We start from the raw sequence: 17,508 nt of genomic DNA on the forward strand, positions 1-17,508 counted from the left end.
TGGTAGTTTTAGGCAAGCTTCTGGCAGTTATTGGGCTTTTTATATATTAACTTTGCCACTAATATGCATCCATCAAAGCTTTACTTGATATGTAACTAAGTAAAGCATTATAAAATTAACCGTCACCTAGGAGCAAAATAATGAAATTTAGCTACGTAAATCCCACTCTCATCCAATTTGGCCAACAGCAAATTGCCGCACTTAGCGACTTGATCGCAAAAGATCAAAAAGTATTGGTTGTTTATGGCGGCGGCTCAATTAAAAAGAACGGCGTGTATGACCAAGTTGCTGCTGCACTTGAAGGTTTTGATTGGGTCGAATTCTCGGGTGTGGGTGCTAACCCAACAATTGAAGTACTTGACCAAGCGGTTAAAATTTGTAAAGAACAAGATATCGACTTTGTATTAGGTGTCGGCGGCGGCTCTGTAATAGACGGCGTTAAATACATTGCCGCTTCTGCAGTATACGACGGCGAAGGTTGGGACATTCCTACTGGTAAGCATACAATTACTAGCGCATTACCAATTGGTGCCGTATTAACGCTACCAGCTACAGGTTCTGAATCTAACCAAAACTCAGTAGTAAGCAAAGAAGCGACTAAGCAAAAATTGCCGTTTGCTTCACCAGAAGTACTGCCTAAATTTGCGATTATGGATCCTGATGTAATGAAAACATTACCACAGCGCCAGCTTGTAAATGGCTTAGTTGATGCGTGGGTGCATACGTGTGAGCAGTACCTTACGTTCCCTGAAGGCGCATTGGTACAAGAAGGATACGCAGAGGCACTATTAAAAACGCTCAAAACACTGGGCGATAACTTTGAAAACCAAGACGATGCATGGCGTGCAAACCTTATGTGGGCAGCTAACCAAGCACTTAATGGCTTAATTGGTTCAGGCGTATCGCAAGATTGGGCAACCCACATGATTGGTCATGAGCTTACTGCTGCCTATGGTGTTGACCATGCGCGTTCGCTTGCTATTGTTCAGCCTTCTTTATTGCGCAATCAATTTGCAGTTAAAAAAGCGAAACTAGAGCAAATGGGTAAAAACGTATTTGGCCTTGAGCAAACAGATGATTTAGCAGAGCAAACAATTCAAGCGATTGAAGCGTTTTACCACAGCCTTGAGGTTGCAACACAGCTAACTGAACATGGTGATGATAAAGCGGCTGCTATTGATAATATTATTGGCAAACTAGAAGCACATGGCATGGTTGCCCTTGGTGAAAACCAAGCGATTACGCTAAAAGAAAGCCGTGAAATTTTAGAACATGCGGTTGCTTAAGCGTTAATTTTAAAAAACCACTGGCTATTAAAGCCGGTGGTTTTTTGTTTTATAGTTAACCTCAGTAAACGCAATTGGCGCTATTAATTGATAAAAAGCCCTTTATTGTCGTTTGCCGCTAATATACTATGTGGCTTTAATTGGTTAGGTTTATTTAAGTCAATTTTAGGCTGAGAAGATAGCTAAATTATGCGCTCAAATCGTTTGTTAATGGTCATGTTACTCGTGCTTGTGCACAGCTTTATAAGTTGTGATGGCGCTGCATACCATTTACAAGAAGACGTTGAGCATGTAAGTAACGCATTATCACAAAACACTATAATCGCTGATAATGACCATGGACAAAGCGATAATCAGTCACCGGTTGAGATTCATGCACACCAACATTGTCACTGTGGCTATTACAGCACACTTAGTCACGCTATTATTCCTCAACAAAGTAAACCCTCAGTACTTGTGTATTACCATAGTTTAAATTATCCACCTGATGTACCCCCACCGAATTCATTTAGCTAGTTTTTAATTTAATTTCAATTAATTATTGTGCTTTTAGCTGCCTGCGCGTAAGCGTTTTATGGGCTGTTATGGCATGTTTAAATTGCTACTATTTTACACTGTCGCTATTTTTTTGCGAAGGTTGAGAATGGTTTGCAAGTGAACTCTGTTTATTAAAAAACGGACAAGCTATATGAATAAAAAATCAATTATGTTGGTGGTGATGCTGTGCGCTGCCTGTTTTTAGTGCGTTTGCAAATGTTAAAACACTAACTCTAAAACAAGCGTTGATAAATACCGAGCAACAAAATCCGCTATTAAAACGCTACCCTTATCATCAAAAAATACTCAGCGCACTTAAATCTCAAGCGGCACTTTCGCCTAACCCTATTTTAAATATAGAAGCTGAAAACTTATTAGGGACAAACGGTGCGCGTGGTGTGCAAGACGCTGAAATAACCTTGGCATTTAGCCAGCTTATAGAGCTTGGAGATAAACGCCAAAGCCGCATAAATTACGCAACGGCGAACATTAAAGCCCAAGCAATACAATATCAAAATACTCGGTTAGCTTTATTAGCAACCACTGGTGAGCGATATTACGAGGCGCTTAAATTTCAAACCTTACTTACGCTTAACAGCGAACGACATCACGTGGTGAGCCAAGCTCTCAAAGCAATAAAGCAACGGGCTAACGCCGGCGCTGTATCGCAAGCCGATGTAACCCGTATGCGTTATGCACTAAGCCAAGTTGAGCTTGAGACAGCTAAGCTAAATAGCGAATTTGAGCGAGCGCGTTTATCGCTCAATGAGCTGTGGAATGAGCAACATAACTACACGAATTTCGCAGGGAATATGGCTACCTTAATACCGCTTAAATCTGAGCAAGCGTTACTCAATGCAGTTAACCAAGCGCCTGAGTTTGCCATGTTGCAGCAACAATACTTACAGCAAGCGGCCAACTTAACGCTGCAAAAAGCCAACGGGCAAAGCGACATTAATGTAGGTGCGGGCCTGCGCTACAATCAGCAAAGCGATACCAGTTCGTTGCTGTTTTCGTTTTCTATGCCATTGCAATTGAGTAACCCAAATAGCGGTAATATTGAAGCGGCTAACAGTCAGTTGGCATTGTTACGTGAGCAGCAAGGGCAATTACGGGTTCAGTTACGCCAACAAGTTCGTACCTTGTACACCTATTACCAAGGCAAAACGTTACAGGCGCAGTTGTTATCTGAGCAGGTTATTCCACAAGCCCAAACACTTATTGAGCAAAGTTTAAAAAGCTATCAACGCGGACAAATTTCGGTGTTGCAATTGCTCGATGCCCAACAAGCTCTATTTGACTCTAAACGCGCACTTATCAATACCTATGCAGCGCTATATCAAACGCACCTTACTCTTGAGCGTTTAACTGGCCAATCTTTAACTGAGACTTTTCAATCATGAACAACACTTTTATCGCATTATTAGTATTTCTCTCGTTTGTAGCTAGCTTAACAAGCACACATGTATTTGCCTCATCAGAGCATGGGCAAACAGAGCAAACCCAAAAACAAGGTGCCCATGGCGGCTTTTTATTAACCAACGCAAAGCTCACTCTTGAGTTAAAGCTGCGAGAATTGGCAGGTAAAGTTGAGCTGCGCGTATATGGTTATGAGCAAAATCAGCCAGTAGATATAAACGATTTAAGCATCGAAATGAACTTAAAACGATTAGTAGAAGCGCCTCAAAAAATACAATTTACGCTTGAGAATGAGTACCTTGTTAGCACGCAACCCATAAATGAGCCACATTCGTTTGCGCTTTTCATTACTGCCAATTATAAAGGTGAACACGTTAGTTTTGAGTACACCCAATACGAAGGTCGCACTATGCTTAGTGAGCGAGCGATTAAAGGTGCGGGTATTAAAACGCAGATAGCACAAAGTGGCGAAGTTGATATTTCTGACACGCTGTTTGGTGTTATTGCACCGACACAGCACGGCACAGTAGAAGTGATGGCGCCATATACCGGATTGATCAGCGATATTTTTGTCAGCATTGGTCAAACGGTTCAAAAAGGTGAGGTACTGGCCAGTGTCACCAACCGTGAAACATTGCAAAACTACAGTATTAAAAGCCCCATTAGCGGTGTGGTAACCGAGCAATATTTAAAGCGTGGCGAACTGGCAAGTACTCGTGCGTTAATGCAGGTCGTGAACCTTGATAAAGTATGGGTTGAGCTCTCAGCCTTTCCTGAAAACATCGAAAATCTAGCCATTGGTCAAAGCGCCATCGTGTACGATTTACATCATCATTTAAATGCCCAAGGTAAGGTGTTTTTTATAGCACCTATGATGACTGGCGGGCATATTGCACGTGCCCGTATTGAGCTTAATAACCCTGATGGTCATTGGCGTCCGGGTATGCATGTTAATACTGATGTCAGTATCGATAAGGTTAATGCTCGCGTGCGTGTAAAGCCTGAGGCTATTCAAGAGTTTAACGGCATGGCGAGTGTGTTTGTGCGTAAAAATAATGTGTTTGAAGTACGCCCGGTTACTTTAGGCGCAAAAAGTAGCGAGTGGGTTGAAGTCATCGCAGGTTTAAGCCCCGGTAGTGAGTACGTCACTGCCAATAGCTATGTGATCAAAGCCGATATTTTAAAAAGCGGCGCAAGTCACGCTCACTAGGAGGTACCATGATTAACTGGATTGTTTCTTTTGCGGTTAAACGCCGCATGATGGTGCTTGCGCTAACATTTTTATTTGCTGGGTTTGGTGTGTATAACATCCAAAACTTAGCGGTAGATGCTGTCCCCGATATTACCAACGTGCAAGTACAAATAAATACTAAAGCGCCTGGTTTTACACCGCTTGAAGTTGAGCAGCGTATCACTTACTTAGTCGAAACGGCGATGGCGGGTATTCCTAAGCTTGATTACACCCGCTCAATTTCGCGTTATGGGCTTTCGCAAGTTACCGTTATTTTTAACGAAGGTACCGATATTTACTGGGCGCGCCAGCAAATATCAGAGCGCATTCAAAGTATTCGCGCCGATTTACCTAATAATATTGAGCCAAACCTTGGACCTATTGCCAGTGGTTTAGGTGAAATATTTACCTATAGCGTGCATGTAAAGCCCAATGCGTTAAAAAGTGATGGTACGGCGTATAACGCCGAAGACTTGCGTACTTTGCAAGACTGGGTTATTCGTCCGCAGCTTTTAAAAGTAAAAGGCGTAACCGAAATAAACAGCCAAGGTGGCTTTGAGCGCCAATACCAGGTTGCGCCCATGCCAGAAAAGCTCATTGCTTATAAGCTGACAATCAAGGATGTTATTAGTGCACTTGAGCTTAATAACAGCAACCGTGGCGCAGGGTTCATAGAGCGCTTTGACGGCCAATATTTAGTGCGCTCGCCTGGGCAATTAAAAACCTTAGCCGATATAGCAAACACCGTTATCGCCAAGCGTGATGATGCTCCTGTGCGAATTAAAGACGTGGCCAATGTGTATTTAGGAAAAGAACTTAGAACCGGCGCGGCTACCTATAATGGCGAAGAAACCGTACTAGGCACGGCAATGATGCTAATAGGTGAAAACAGCCGTGTGGTTGCCAAAGCCATGGCTGACAAGTTGATAGAGGTACAAAAAAGCTTACCTGAAGGTGTAGTAGTTGAGGCAGTGTACGACAGAACGACCCTTGTTGATAAAACCATAGAAACCGTAAAAACTAACCTGTTCGAAGGTGCGGTATTAGTTATCGTCATTTTACTGTTATTGCTCGGGAACATCACAGGTGCGCTTATTACCGCCATGGTTATTCCGTTGAGCATGCTATTTGCTATTACAGGCATGGTGGGTAATCGAGTCTCGGGTAACTTAATGAGCTTAGGTGCAATCGACTTTGGATTAATTGTAGATGGCGCGGTGATTGTGGTTGAAAACTGCCTTCGTCAATTAGGGATGGCTCAACATAAACATGGGCGCTTACTTACACTCAGTGAGCGTTTAGAGGTTGTAACTTCAGCCACCAAAGAAGTGTTTAGCCCCGCCGTATTTGGTATTTTAATTATTATGCTGGTGTATTTACCGCTGTTTGCACTAAGCGGGGTTGAAGGGAAAATGTTTCAGCCCATGGCGTTTACAGTGGTTGCTGCATTAGTTGGCGCACTTATTTTTGCCGTTACCTTTGTGCCTGCCGCTATTGCGGTATTTGTACACGGTAAAGTGAGTGAGAGCGAAAATGCGGTTATGCGCGGTATTAAAAAAGGTTATAAACCGCTACTTGGCTTATCGCTTAAATTACCGTGGCTGATGGTGAGCATTGCTGCTGTGCTTGTAATTACACTTGGCTTTAAAGTGAAAAATATGGGCGCCGAATTTTTACCTCAGCTTGATGAAGGTGACATTGCAATGCATGCGCTGCGTATTACTGGCACCGGTATTGAACAATCGGTGCAAATGCAAAAGCAGTTGGAGCAGGCTTTATTAGCGCAACCCGAAATTGCGAACGTATTTTCGAAGATTGGTACTGCGGATGTAGCCAGCGATCCTATGCCGCCTAATGTTGCCGACACCTTTTTAATGCTCAAACCACAAAAGCAATGGCCTGATCCATCACTAAGTAAAGACGCGTTAGTGCAAAAATTCGTCATCGTGTGAATGAGGTACCGGGTAATAACTATGAATTTACTCAGCCTATAGAAATGCGCTTTAACGAGTTAATTGCTGGTGTGCGTGCCGATGTAGCGCTGCGTATTTACGGTGACGATTTAGCCATACTTAAGCAATTTGGCGAAAAAGCCACCGGCTTAATACGAAATATTACCGGTGCTACCGATGTTCGTTTAGAGCAAATGGAGGGCTTGCCTACACTTTCTGTTACTCCAATGCGAGATCATATGGCGCTACTAGGATTAACTGTAAACGACATTCAACAAACGCTTGCCGCTGCCGTTGGCGGGGTGCAAACAGGCCTCATTTATGAGGGTGATAAGCGCTTTTCGTTATTAGTACGCTTAGATAAGCGTTGGTCTGCTGATGTCTCTGCGCTTGCGCGTTTACCTGTCGCATTACCTCAAAGTAGTAACCCTGAGCTTGCATTTGTACCGCTTGGAGAAGTGGCTACAATTAGCATTGAAAAGGGCCCGAATCAAATAAATCGCGAAAGCGGCAAGCGTAATGTGGTAGTAACGGCCAATGTGACAGGGCGTGATTTAGCCAGCTTTGTAAGCGATGCCCAAGCGAGTATGAATGCAAAACTTAACTTACCTAGCGGTTATTGGCTTGAATACGGCGGTACGTTTGAGCAGCTAGAATCGGCAAGTAAACGGCTATCGCTGGTTGTGCCTGTGACTTTATTGCTTATTTTTGGCTTACTTTATAGTGCCTTTGGCTCGCTGCGTGATTCACTGATTATATTCAGTGGTGTACCACTGGCACTAACCGGTGGGGTATTAGCATTATTGCTGCGAGATATGCCGCTTTCTATTTCAGCGGGTGTGGGGTTTATCGCGTTGAGTGGTGTAGCGGTATTAAATGGTGTGGTTATGCTGTCGTTTATTAAACAATTAAGAGCTGATGGACTTAGTTTAATAGATGCAATACAAACAGGTGCGCTTTCGCGCCTGCGCCCAGTACTAATGACTGCTTTAGTGGCGAGTTTAGGGTTTATTCCTATGGCGCTAAATACCGGTACCGGCGCTGAGCTACAAAGGCCGCTGGCAACGGTTGTGGTTGGCGGAATTATGTCATCTACCTTACTAACGCTATTAATTTTGCCGGCACTTTATAAGTTAGTGCATGCAAAGTTTACTAGGCATCAAGCTGCTTAGCTAATTGCATCTTGTTAAGTAACGTAAAAAGCAGCTGTAATGACAGCTGCTTTTTTGTTGTTGAGTAAACTTTGCACATTAATTATATTGAAATAGGTTATCCCAGCGCTCATCCAAAATAGTTTTTGCATGATCTAAATTTATTGCACTATACACATAGTTAGTGCGGGTTACTAAACGCATCCGAGTGAGCTTTTCAAGCGCATCGCTAATTTCAAAGTCGAGTTCGCATTTATACTTTGTTTTAAACCACGTCTCTATTTGCTCATCAAGCATTTGTGCGCTTAGACCTTTTTCTGATTTTAGTAAAAACGTATAAGCAAGCAGAGCTTCTTTAATGTCTTCTTCTTCGGCGGCGTCTATTAGTGTATGAAAAACACCGGCGTTGTTATCAAGGTTTTTAAAGTAAAGATTATCGCTCAGTGCTTTCATAAATTTAATTTTACGGTTTTTAAATTTACTCCACTCTTTAAACACAAAACTGCCAAATACTCCCATACCAATGGCTAACGTAATAAAGTGCTGCTGAGTCATGGTAACGGCTTCATCTCTAAACCCTCCCCAAAATGCAAACAAAGCAAACAGTAAAAGTAATGAGGCGCCCAGTTTGGTAACTAATACTACCGCACCGCCAATAAGTGCAGATGAGCCAATAATCACTTTATCAATAGGGCGCATGCGCACTTCGCTATTCGGAAACAGCATTTCTAAGTCAGCTTTTGGCACATTTTGAAATAGTTTTACTATGGTTGAGCTGGGCTCAAACCCCATAGGTAGTTTATTTTTTGATTCAAAATAGGCTTTATCTTTAAAACGGATAAATACTGCTACGCGATCGTAGTTGGTAAAATGCAGTGGCTTTTTACGTAACCCCCAAAAACTGGTTATGGTTTCGGTGAGTTGCGATTCGCCTCTGCGATAAAAAACCACTTCTTCAAAATCCTCAAACTCTACCTCAAGGCGAACTTTAAAAAGCGATTCTTCGTTGAGTGCATCTTGTAGGTCTTGATGGGTGATCACTTCAAAATTAGCCGCGTTTAATACGTTGGCGAAATCTTTAGCAAAATCGCGTTGGCACTGGGCTTTTTGTTCATCAGTCACGCTGTTTATCAAACGAGTATCGCTATTTGGATCAAAAGGCGCGTAATTATTTTTTAATGACTCAAGTGTGCCATGGTACTGAAAGTGAATTAAGCTAGCTAAAAGTTCACAAAGCTGCTTAAAAGAAGTTTGTTGGTCTTTAGCAAGCTCTTTGACGCACATTGTAATGATGTCGTGTTTTCTAAAGGGAATGTAGCGAGCAGTTTGCATATGGTGAAAATTTTAAAAGTATAATGATATGTAAAGATAATAAAGCAGTCTTTTACTGATTACTATGTTGACTGTATTTCTTCAGGCAGCATTAACCTTATTATGAGATGATTTAATCACTTACATAATTGCTAACAGGACGTTTATGGCTATACAAAAAAAGCTCAAGAAAAAAACACGTCAGTTTATTGAGTCTAAAAACATGCTGGGTGGTATTACTATCGCCTCATTTTTAGAATCCACCATAGTGCCCATTCCACTCGAGGCGGTGCTGGTACCGCTAATGCAAGCAAGGCGGGAAAAGCTTTGGCAAATTGCCCTTATGGCCACAATCGGCTGTGTTATTGGGGCGTTGTTTGGTTATGCGTTGGGTTATTATTTATTTGATGTAGTGGGCGATTGGATCATTAATACCTTTTCTAGTCCTGAACAGTTTGAAAACGTTAAGCAAAAAATGCAGACACAAGGTTTTTGGTTTGTATTAAGCTTAGGTATTGTGCCTATTCCGTTTCAAATTGCGATGCTAGCCGCTGGTGCAACTAAGTATTCGCTGGCACTGTTTTTAGTGGCATCTGCGATTGCCCGCTCTATACGCTATTTTGGGTTAGCGTTAGTGGTATATTATGCAGGCAATCAAGCTGAGCGACTTATCAGTAAACATAAAACTAAAACTATGATTGGGTTAACTATTTTAGTTGCCGTTGGCTGGATCATTAGCACATTAATATAAATTAATCCGTTTTATAATTTATGTTATAGTTTTTAGTAATAATTATAAATCTAATGTAGATATAGCTTATGCTGAATCCGGAAAAAGTGAGTTTAAAGTTAAGCCATTTTGTTAAAATTACCAGATTAAATAAGCTGTTAATTTTGATGACGCTGGCGTTTATTATTGCTTTCTCAATTTTTTCGTTGATGTACTTTCCCCCATTAGACATAACCCAAAACCTCTATGGCTTTACCACTGATTTTATTAATTTAGTGGTGATTTTTGCTATTTTTTTTGTAGTGCAATGTTCACGGTTAGCTAAAAAAGCGTATTTATATGTCAGTATCGGTTTAATGCTATGGATTGTAGGCTCTACTGCCGATGTGCTCGATGAAGTGATACGTCAGCCTTTTTGGATAAGTAATTACGTAGAAGACTTATGTCGCACATTAGGTATGCTAATTACCGCTTATGGTTTATTTAAAACCATGCACTTTATGCAGCGAATGCATACCCGCTTGGCGCAAGAATTTATCATAGATGATTTAACCAAAGTGTATAACCGTCGCTGCTTTTATCAGCATGTGAAGGGGGTTGTTAATAATCCTTACACTGTTTTAATTATAGATCTCGACCACTTTAAACGTATTAATGATGATTATGGCCACGATGTGGGCGATAAGGTGCTTAAACAGTTTGCTGATAAAGTGAATCGTCTTTTTAAAGATGAAAATATTTTTGCTCGCATAGGGGGGGAGGAATTCGCCGCTTACCTGCCTAGTTATGAGCTTGATGAAGTACTTAACTTCTCGCAGACTATCCTAGAGACTGCTCGCACTATTACAGTACAGAATCAGCGTTCTTTAACGGTCAGTATCGGTATTGCACATCGTACAAGCGACCAGACCTTTGATAATGTAATGAAACGTGCTGATCAAGCATTATACCGCGCTAAAAAAGCAGGCCGTGATCGCCTTGAGTTTGCTTAAACATCGTAATTTTATGAAATAGACTTCGCTTGTGCTATTTTTGGGAACTCTTGTTGCGAGATAAAAAGGAATTGTATGGATGAGTTAATCGGATTAGCAATTATTATATCTATTGTTATTGTTGCAGGGGCCATATGTGGGTTAGTAGCCTTAGTGCAATTGAACTCCCTTAAACAAGAGGTTGCCGCATTAAAACTAAAACTATTTCAGTTTGAGTTAAACGCAAATGCAGCAATAAATGAAAAATCTCCCGCTGATCCTCAAATAGATAATGTAAAACCTCTACACAGCTCAGATATTCCAGCCGCTATTTATAAGCCAACCAGCATTAAAGCTACATCAGCTCGTAAAACTATAACTAAAAAACCATCGAGTATTGAACTGCTCTTTAAGCAGTTAGGTGCAGGCTTTGAGCAAAATTGGATGACCTGGATTGGTGCTATTGCTTTGGCTTTAGGTGGCGTATTTTTAGCAAAATACAGTTTAGAGGCTGGGCTACTTTCACCTGCAATGAGGCTCAGTGCCGGTGGATTATTTGGCATTGGCTTAATCGCCGCAGCGTATTATTTACATTATAAACGTATCGTTTTTGAAGGCTTTAATAATTACATTCCTGCAGCCCTGGCTAGTGGCGGCTTTATGACTTGCTTTGCCTTAATGTTTTTGGCCTATAACAGCTTTAGCATGCTAAGTGCTGAGTGGGCATTTATTGGCTTAGCAGTGATTGCTTTGTGCGCCAGTGCAATGGCGATTAAGTTAGGTCCTTTACTTGCTGTAATTGGCATTATAGGCGCATACAGTGTCCCTGTTTGGGTGAATACGGGCAGCGGGCAGTTATTTTCTTTGCTTATTTATGTTGCCCTTGTGAGTGTTGCTGCGACAGTAGTGGCACATAAAGTAAAGCGCGTTTGGCTGTGGTTTTTATTATGGGCAGGGCATATTGGTTGGTACTTGGTTGGACTCACTTTATTTAACTACGACACAGTGTGGTTAATAGGTGCTTTTGCGTTATTAAGTATTTTAGGGTTAATCGCTATTGCACGCTTAGGATTAACCTTCAACACCCTTGAAGCACGCCCGCACAGCTTTAAACGATTAGTGAATTTATTTCCAGATCACGGGTTATTACTGGCCTTTATGGCGCCTTTAATGATTGCCATGTTGTTGAGTGTGTTTAATTTACAGTGGCAAGTAGTGGCATTGTTAAGCATCGCTTTACTTCTATTTTTAGTGCTAAAAAATAGTCGTTGGGATGCATGGCAAGGAGTCTCTTTAATGATTGCGCTGTTATTAGTGATCAGTGCTAAACAAACTTATACCTTTGATGATGCGTTATTTATTTTTAAAAACGAATACGGGCTTGGCTTATTACTTGCTCTGGGGTTAAGTGGCTATGGACTCTATTTTGGTAATAAATACCCAAAACGATTAGCTTTTCATTTGCTTGCTTCATTAAGCGTGTTTGCATTAGTTGGCACTTTGTATGCGATGATCCCAAATACGGCTTTAGCAACCGCTTATCCACTTTGGGCGGTATTGTTATGTTTAATGAGTGCGGTGTTAATTAAATTTACGCAAAATAATACAACCTTATGGCAGCGTTTTAGTTATTGGGTGGGAGCAAACGCCAATATCACTTTAGCAATTACTATGTTACTCAGCGATAGCGGCCTTACTATTGCACTGGCTATTCAAGTATTACTGCTGAGCTTATTAATAAAAAAATACAGTGTGGCTATGCCACACTGGCCAATAAAAGCCCTTGTGGCGGCATTACTTTTACGCCTTACCTTATCGCCGTGGACGCCTAGTTATGATGATCTAACTATCTTTGATTTGCATTGGAGCTTAGTTGTTTACCCGCTGTGTATTGGGTTATTTTTTGCAGCGGCTAAATGTTTTAATACCTCACAACTAAAAATATGGTTAGAGGGGGCGGCACTGCATTGTTTAGCGTTATTTGTGACAACCGAAACCAGTTATCAACTGGTAGGGCACTACCCACAGCTTTTTTCTTTAAGTTTTTATGAGCAAGTTTTGCTCAGCTGTAACTTGCTTGCTTTAGGCTGCGTTTATTTATATCGCGCGCAAAGTGCAGGGCAGCTGGGTAAGTTATACCGCACTGCAGGTTTGATTTTATCAGCGTTAGCTGGCTTATTATTAATCAATACAACGTTGGATGATAATCCGTTATTAATGCGTCTTTATGTTGGTGAAACGCTAATATTTAACTGGCTGCTTTTAATCTGGTTCGTCCCGAGCCTGCTGGCGTTATGGTTAGCGAGTTTAGTTAAATCGTTAAATGCTAAATTGAGTCAAATTACACTCGGTGTGTCTGGTTTATTAGCCCTGTTAGCTATCAACACCTTGATCCGCCAATATTGGCAAGGCGGCTTTATTTACCTTGATAAGGCAACCAGTGACGCCGAGCTATATAGCTATTCGGTTATTTGGTTATTACTTGGCGCATTGGTGGTGATCGCCGGACATTTAAAACAGCTGCGATTATTACAAAATGTTGGTTTGGGGGTTCTTGGTGCAGTAATTGTTAAAGTATTTTTAATTGATATGGCTAATTTAACTGGGCTTTTAAAGGCATTATCGTTTATTGGCTTAGGGCTTTCGTTAGTCGGGCTTAGTTGGTTGTTCCAAAAACTAAGAAAGCGTAATTATAGCAATTAAGCATAGCTTTAAGCCCAGTACTTTACTGGGCTTAAGCGTTTATTGGTGGTTAAGTACTATGATTAAGCAAGGCCTTAAGTTTACCTGGTTTTACTGGTTTACTTAGGTAATGAATATTTTCAGCTTTGGTTGTTTGTTTTAGCTCAGTGTCACGCACCGCGGTAATTAAAATTGCCGGAATGTCGCTTTGCCAAGTCTCTCGCAGTGTTTTAATTAAAGTAATGCCATCCCAATCATTACCTAATTGATAATCCATTAAAATAACATCGGGCGCTGCATGCGCTTTAGCATACGCTAACACAGCATCAACTTTGTCGAATAAGGTGTAATTTGCCCGCCATTTTTTCAATAAGCTGGCCATCGCGGCTAAGTTTTCAGGATCGTCATCAACGGCAATAATATTAATCGCAGCGCGGTTGTCTACGATATTTTGATTTGTTTGTTTTTGTTGCACTAATTGCGCATCACCATAAGGCACTTCTATACTAAATCGACTGCCTTTATTAGGTAAAGAAACCACATCAATCGGCAGGCTCAGTAAATCAGCCATACGTTTAACTACCCCTAGACCAAGGCCTACGCCTTTATTGTCGCCCGCTTCAATTCGGTAAAAGTCGTTAAATATTTTTGCCTGTTCAATATCGCTAATGCCTGGGCCTGTATCCCATACTTCTATGCGTAAACTGTGTTTACGATTTCTGCAGGCAATTAGCACTTGGCCATTTTCGGTGTATTTAATCGCATTAGACAGCAAGTTTTGTAGTATTCGGCGCAAGTAGGTAATGTCACTATGCACTATTTGCTTATTTGAGCGCACTGTAAATGACAGTCCTTTATCGCTTGATAAAATGGCATATTCACTTTTGAGAGGGTCTAAAATATCGTCAATACAAAAGTGACGTGGGCTTGGGGTCATTGCGCCTTGTTCTAATTTTGCAATTTCGAGTAAGGCCGACATTAAATGCACAGTTGAATCTAAACTGTCGCCAAGCTTATTAAAATTATTTTTATTCGTGGTGTCTAGTTGTGTTTCATCAATCGCGGCAAGGTATAAACGTGCAGCATTTAATGGCTGTAAAATATCGTGACTGGCCAATGCTAAAAAGCGAGTTTTACTATCATTAGCCTGTTCTGCCTCGCGCTTGGCTAAAGTAAGTGCTTGCTCTGTTTGTACGCGGCTATCTATTTGTGCTTGTAGATTACTATTAATCGTTTGTACTTCTTGGGTGCGGGCTTCAATACGGTTTTCTAAGTCCATATTAATTTCTTCTAGCGCATTTTGAGTACTAATGTGAGTAGTAATATCAGAAAAACTGGTTACAAATCCGCCATCAGGAAGTGGGTTACCAATCATTTCATACACTTGGCCGTTTCGACGATGGCGAATAAAGTGATGTGAACTACCATTTTTTAAATGCTGAACTCGCTTATCAACATGACGGTCAATTTCACCTGGGCCACATTCACCGCGCTCTGCGTTATACCGGATTATTTCCTCAATAGGTTGGCCAACTTGTAAAAAGCCCTCGGGGTAGTTAAACATTTCACTGTAGCGCTTATTCCAAGCCACGAGGTTAAGGTCTTTATCTACAACGGATAGGCCATGGCTTAAGTTCTCTAACGAGGTAAACAGCAAGTTTTGATTAAACTGCAGTGCTTGTGTGGTTTCATCAAAAAAGTTTACCACCTCTTCAAACGCCATGCGTTTGCCCGACGATACGGTATGAATAAGCGCTTGCGCCGACGAGGCACCTAATACCCCAGTAAGTGCACGTTCGCAGTAAGCAATAAAGTCAGCGCGAGGGTGAGCATTGTTGTCGTTTAAGTCGTGATGAAGCGCATAGTGTGATAATACTTGCTGGCTACGTTGAATGCCTAAAAAGGTCTGTAGCAGTATTTTGAAGTCGTATACCGTGGCTTTTACATTTTTATTTAATCGGCGCGATAAAATAGCCTGATCTTTTGGATTAACAAAAGCAGCCGCTTGAATTTTATCGATTAAGCGCTCTTCAGCCCCTAGCGAAAAACTAATGTAACAGCCAATATTGGCGAACAACGCGATAAGTGTACCGCGTGTAATTAGGGTTTGTTGTAACTCACTGTCTAGTGGGTTGGGGGCATCTAAAATAGGCAACATTAAAAACAATACCCAACAAATAACCCCAGCGAGTAGCCCGGCATAGACACCATAGGCATGGCCTTTTCGCCAATATAAACCACCTACAATGGCAGGCAATAGTTGCGATACCAATGAAAAAGCAACCAATCCCATACTAGCCAGTGCACTGCCATTTCCAAACCATTGCTGATAGAAGTAAGCTAAAATAAGCACCCCAGCAATGGTAAATCGACGCACCAGTAAAATACGAGACTTATAGCTGCTGGTAATTAAGTTACGTTTAAATTTACGACGTAACATTAACGGCAGTACCACATCATTTGAGATCATGGTACTTAACGTTAATGTGGCTACAACAATCATGGCTGTAGCTGCTGAAAGCCCTCCAATAAACACAAACGTAGTTAAAAAAGCATTATCGTGCAACATAGGCAGTGCCAGTACAAAGCTGTCTGGTGATAAGCTGCGGCCTATTTCGGGGTGAATCGCAGCGGTGGCAATAGGTAAAATCATTGCTGCTGTTAATAGCAAATACAGCGGAAAGGCCCAACGCGCAGTGAATAAATGGCGCTTATCTTGGTTATCGACCACGGTTACATGAAATTGGCGTGGCAAACAAATAATAGCCGCTGCTGCCATAAGTGACTGGCCGATAAAATTAAAACTAAAAAAGTCAAAGTGTGTCCAATACATCCAAATAGACTCGGCGACTTGGCTAGAGCTCTCTGTAGGTAAATTAAATAAGCTGTATATCGCAAGCCCAGCAACGGCGGCTAAGGCAAACAGTTTAACTAAAGATTCAAACGCTACAGCGAGCATTAAACCTGAACGGTATTCGGTTACATCAACTTTGCGCGTACCAAAAAATATAGCAAATAACGCCATCATTAACGTGGCCGATAGCGCCAAAATATCCCCTGATATCTGATTGCTGTTTTGTAGGAGTAAAAAGCTAGAGCTGAGTGCTTTTAATTGCAATGCAATGTACGGAATGGTGGCCAATAAGGCGATTATTGTCACCATAATGGCGGTGGTTTGACGCTTACCATAGCGGGCTGAAATAAAGTCGGCAATAGTGGTGATATTTTGTTTTTTACTCACCAGTACCAGTTTACGTAAAAAGCCTTGACCGAAAAAAAACAATAAAGCGGGGCCTAACAATATAGGTAAAAAACTCCAGCTACTGGTCGCTGCTGTGCCTACTGAGCCGTAGTAAGTCCATGAAGTGCAATAAATACCTAGTGCAAATGAATACACAAACGGGTGATGACTAATACGCTTGGCAAGTGGCGTGGTTTTATCCCCCCAATTAGCCAGCCAAAACAGCACGCCTATGTAGCCAAAGGCAACAATGAGTAGTACAGCCGTCATGTTTATTTAACCTTGTAGAATATTTTTATAATTTGCCATAACTATACCCAAACTATTTCAAGATGCGAGCGTCAGTTGGCATTTGAGGCCGTTTGGTTATTTACAATACCTGGCAGTGGATTAAGTTAGGGGGATACATTTTATTTATATTATCTATAAATAAAATAACCATTTGATTTTTAAAGTTTTATTTTAAATTGGTTGTTTGGTTAGACTAATGTCTTATTCCCACGCTTTACTCAAAAATTGGCGTAAACATCTCGCAAAAAAATTAATTAACTTACTGAAATTAAAGTAGTTCACTTATTGTTTACTAATTAAACGCCTGCAGTTTGCAAAAACGTTAACACATTGTTACGACCATTGTCGCAATTCAATATTTGAGTAGCGTTGCTAAATTGATTAACGAATATAAAAAACCACCCATCGTAATCTTGCGATGTTTAAAGGGGAAAATAAAAATGGCTTTTAAAAATGAAGAACAAGCAAAAGCTTATTGGGCAGAAAACATTTCATTACTGTTTAAGTTATTAGCGGTATGGTTTGTGGTCTCTTTTGGCTTTGGCATATTACTTGTAGATGTACTAAATGAAGTACGTTTTTTTGGGTTTAAACTTGGCTTCTGGTTCGCCCAGCAAGGCGCGATTTATACCTTTGTAGCTTTGATTTTTGTGTACGTTTTCAAAATGAATACGTTAGATAAAAAATATGGCGTAGACGAATAGGA

At 41.1% G+C, this 17,508-nt stretch carries 9 protein-coding genes and 2 pseudogenes; 9 read left to right on the forward strand and 2 right to left on the reverse strand.

All coding sequences use genetic code 11. The features are described from left to right. Nucleotides 1-140 precede the first annotated feature (140 nt). The 5 genes and pseudogenes from MTN96_RS18515 to MTN96_RS18535 all read left to right on the forward strand — a co-directional run bounded on the left by MTN96_RS18515 (nucleotide 141) and on the right by MTN96_RS18535 (nucleotide 7,597). Nucleotides 141-1,286 (forward strand): iron-containing alcohol dehydrogenase, encoded by a 1,146-nt coding sequence (locus MTN96_RS18515; protein ID WP_013465765.1) that lies wholly within the window; start codon nucleotides 141-143, stop codon nucleotides 1,284-1,286. Nucleotides 1,287-1,475: 189 nt separating this feature from the next. Then, nucleotides 1,476-1,802 carry a hypothetical protein gene (locus MTN96_RS18520; protein ID WP_248532467.1) on the forward strand — a complete coding sequence of 109 codons (327 nt, stop codon included), beginning with the start codon at nucleotides 1,476-1,478 and terminating at the stop codon, nucleotides 1,800-1,802. Between the two features lie 172 nt (nucleotides 1,803-1,974). After that, nucleotides 1,975-3,226: pseudogene (locus MTN96_RS18525) on the forward strand (TolC family protein). Beyond that, nucleotides 3,223-4,452 carry an efflux RND transporter periplasmic adaptor subunit gene (locus MTN96_RS18530; protein ID WP_248532469.1) on the forward strand — a complete coding sequence of 410 codons (1,230 nt, stop codon included), beginning with the start codon at nucleotides 3,223-3,225 and terminating at the stop codon, nucleotides 4,450-4,452. Before MTN96_RS18525 ends, MTN96_RS18530 begins: the two are co-directional and overlap by 4 nt. A gap of 8 nt (nucleotides 4,453-4,460) precedes the next feature. Continuing rightward, nucleotides 4,461-7,597: pseudogene (locus tag MTN96_RS18535) on the forward strand (efflux RND transporter permease subunit). Between the two features lie 78 nt (nucleotides 7,598-7,675). Here the strand turns inward: MTN96_RS18535 and MTN96_RS18540 are convergent. After that, the gene (locus tag MTN96_RS18540) at nucleotides 7,676-8,908 is read right to left on the reverse strand and encodes a TMEM143 family protein (protein ID WP_248532470.1); all 1,233 of its coding nucleotides are present in this window, start codon (nucleotides 8,906-8,908) and stop codon (nucleotides 7,676-7,678) included. Nucleotides 8,909-9,053: 145 nt separating this feature from the next. On the opposite strand from MTN96_RS18540, the gene MTN96_RS18545 reads away from it, so the two are divergent. The 3 genes from MTN96_RS18545 to MTN96_RS18555 all read left to right on the forward strand — a co-directional run bounded on the left by MTN96_RS18545 (nucleotide 9,054) and on the right by MTN96_RS18555 (nucleotide 13,291). Beyond that, nucleotides 9,054-9,638, forward strand: coding sequence for a YqaA family protein (locus MTN96_RS18545; RefSeq protein ID WP_248532471.1), 585 nt, complete (start codon nucleotides 9,054-9,056; stop codon nucleotides 9,636-9,638). A gap of 71 nt (nucleotides 9,639-9,709) precedes the next feature. Then, complete coding sequence (locus tag MTN96_RS18550) at nucleotides 9,710-10,609, forward strand: GGDEF domain-containing protein (protein ID WP_248532492.1); 900 nt, start codon at nucleotides 9,710-9,712, stop codon at nucleotides 10,607-10,609. A gap of 75 nt (nucleotides 10,610-10,684) precedes the next feature. Beyond that, nucleotides 10,685-13,291 (forward strand): DUF2339 domain-containing protein, encoded by a 2,607-nt coding sequence (locus MTN96_RS18555; RefSeq protein WP_248532472.1) that lies wholly within the window; start codon nucleotides 10,685-10,687, stop codon nucleotides 13,289-13,291. A 49-nt stretch (nucleotides 13,292-13,340) separates the two neighbouring features. Here MTN96_RS18555 and MTN96_RS18560 read toward each other — a convergent pair whose 3' ends face one another. After that, entirely contained in the window at nucleotides 13,341-16,781 is a 3,441-nt protein-coding gene (locus MTN96_RS18560; RefSeq protein ID WP_214552698.1) for a PAS-domain containing protein, read from the reverse strand. Between the two features lie 461 nt (nucleotides 16,782-17,242). On the opposite strand from MTN96_RS18560, the gene MTN96_RS18565 reads away from it, so the two are divergent. Continuing rightward, nucleotides 17,243-17,506, forward strand: coding sequence for a DUF4212 domain-containing protein (locus MTN96_RS18565; RefSeq protein ID WP_008464847.1), 264 nt, complete (start codon nucleotides 17,243-17,245; stop codon nucleotides 17,504-17,506). Nucleotides 17,507-17,508 lie beyond the last annotated feature (2 nt).

Source organism: Pseudoalteromonas sp. 2CM28B (assembly GCF_023161935.1).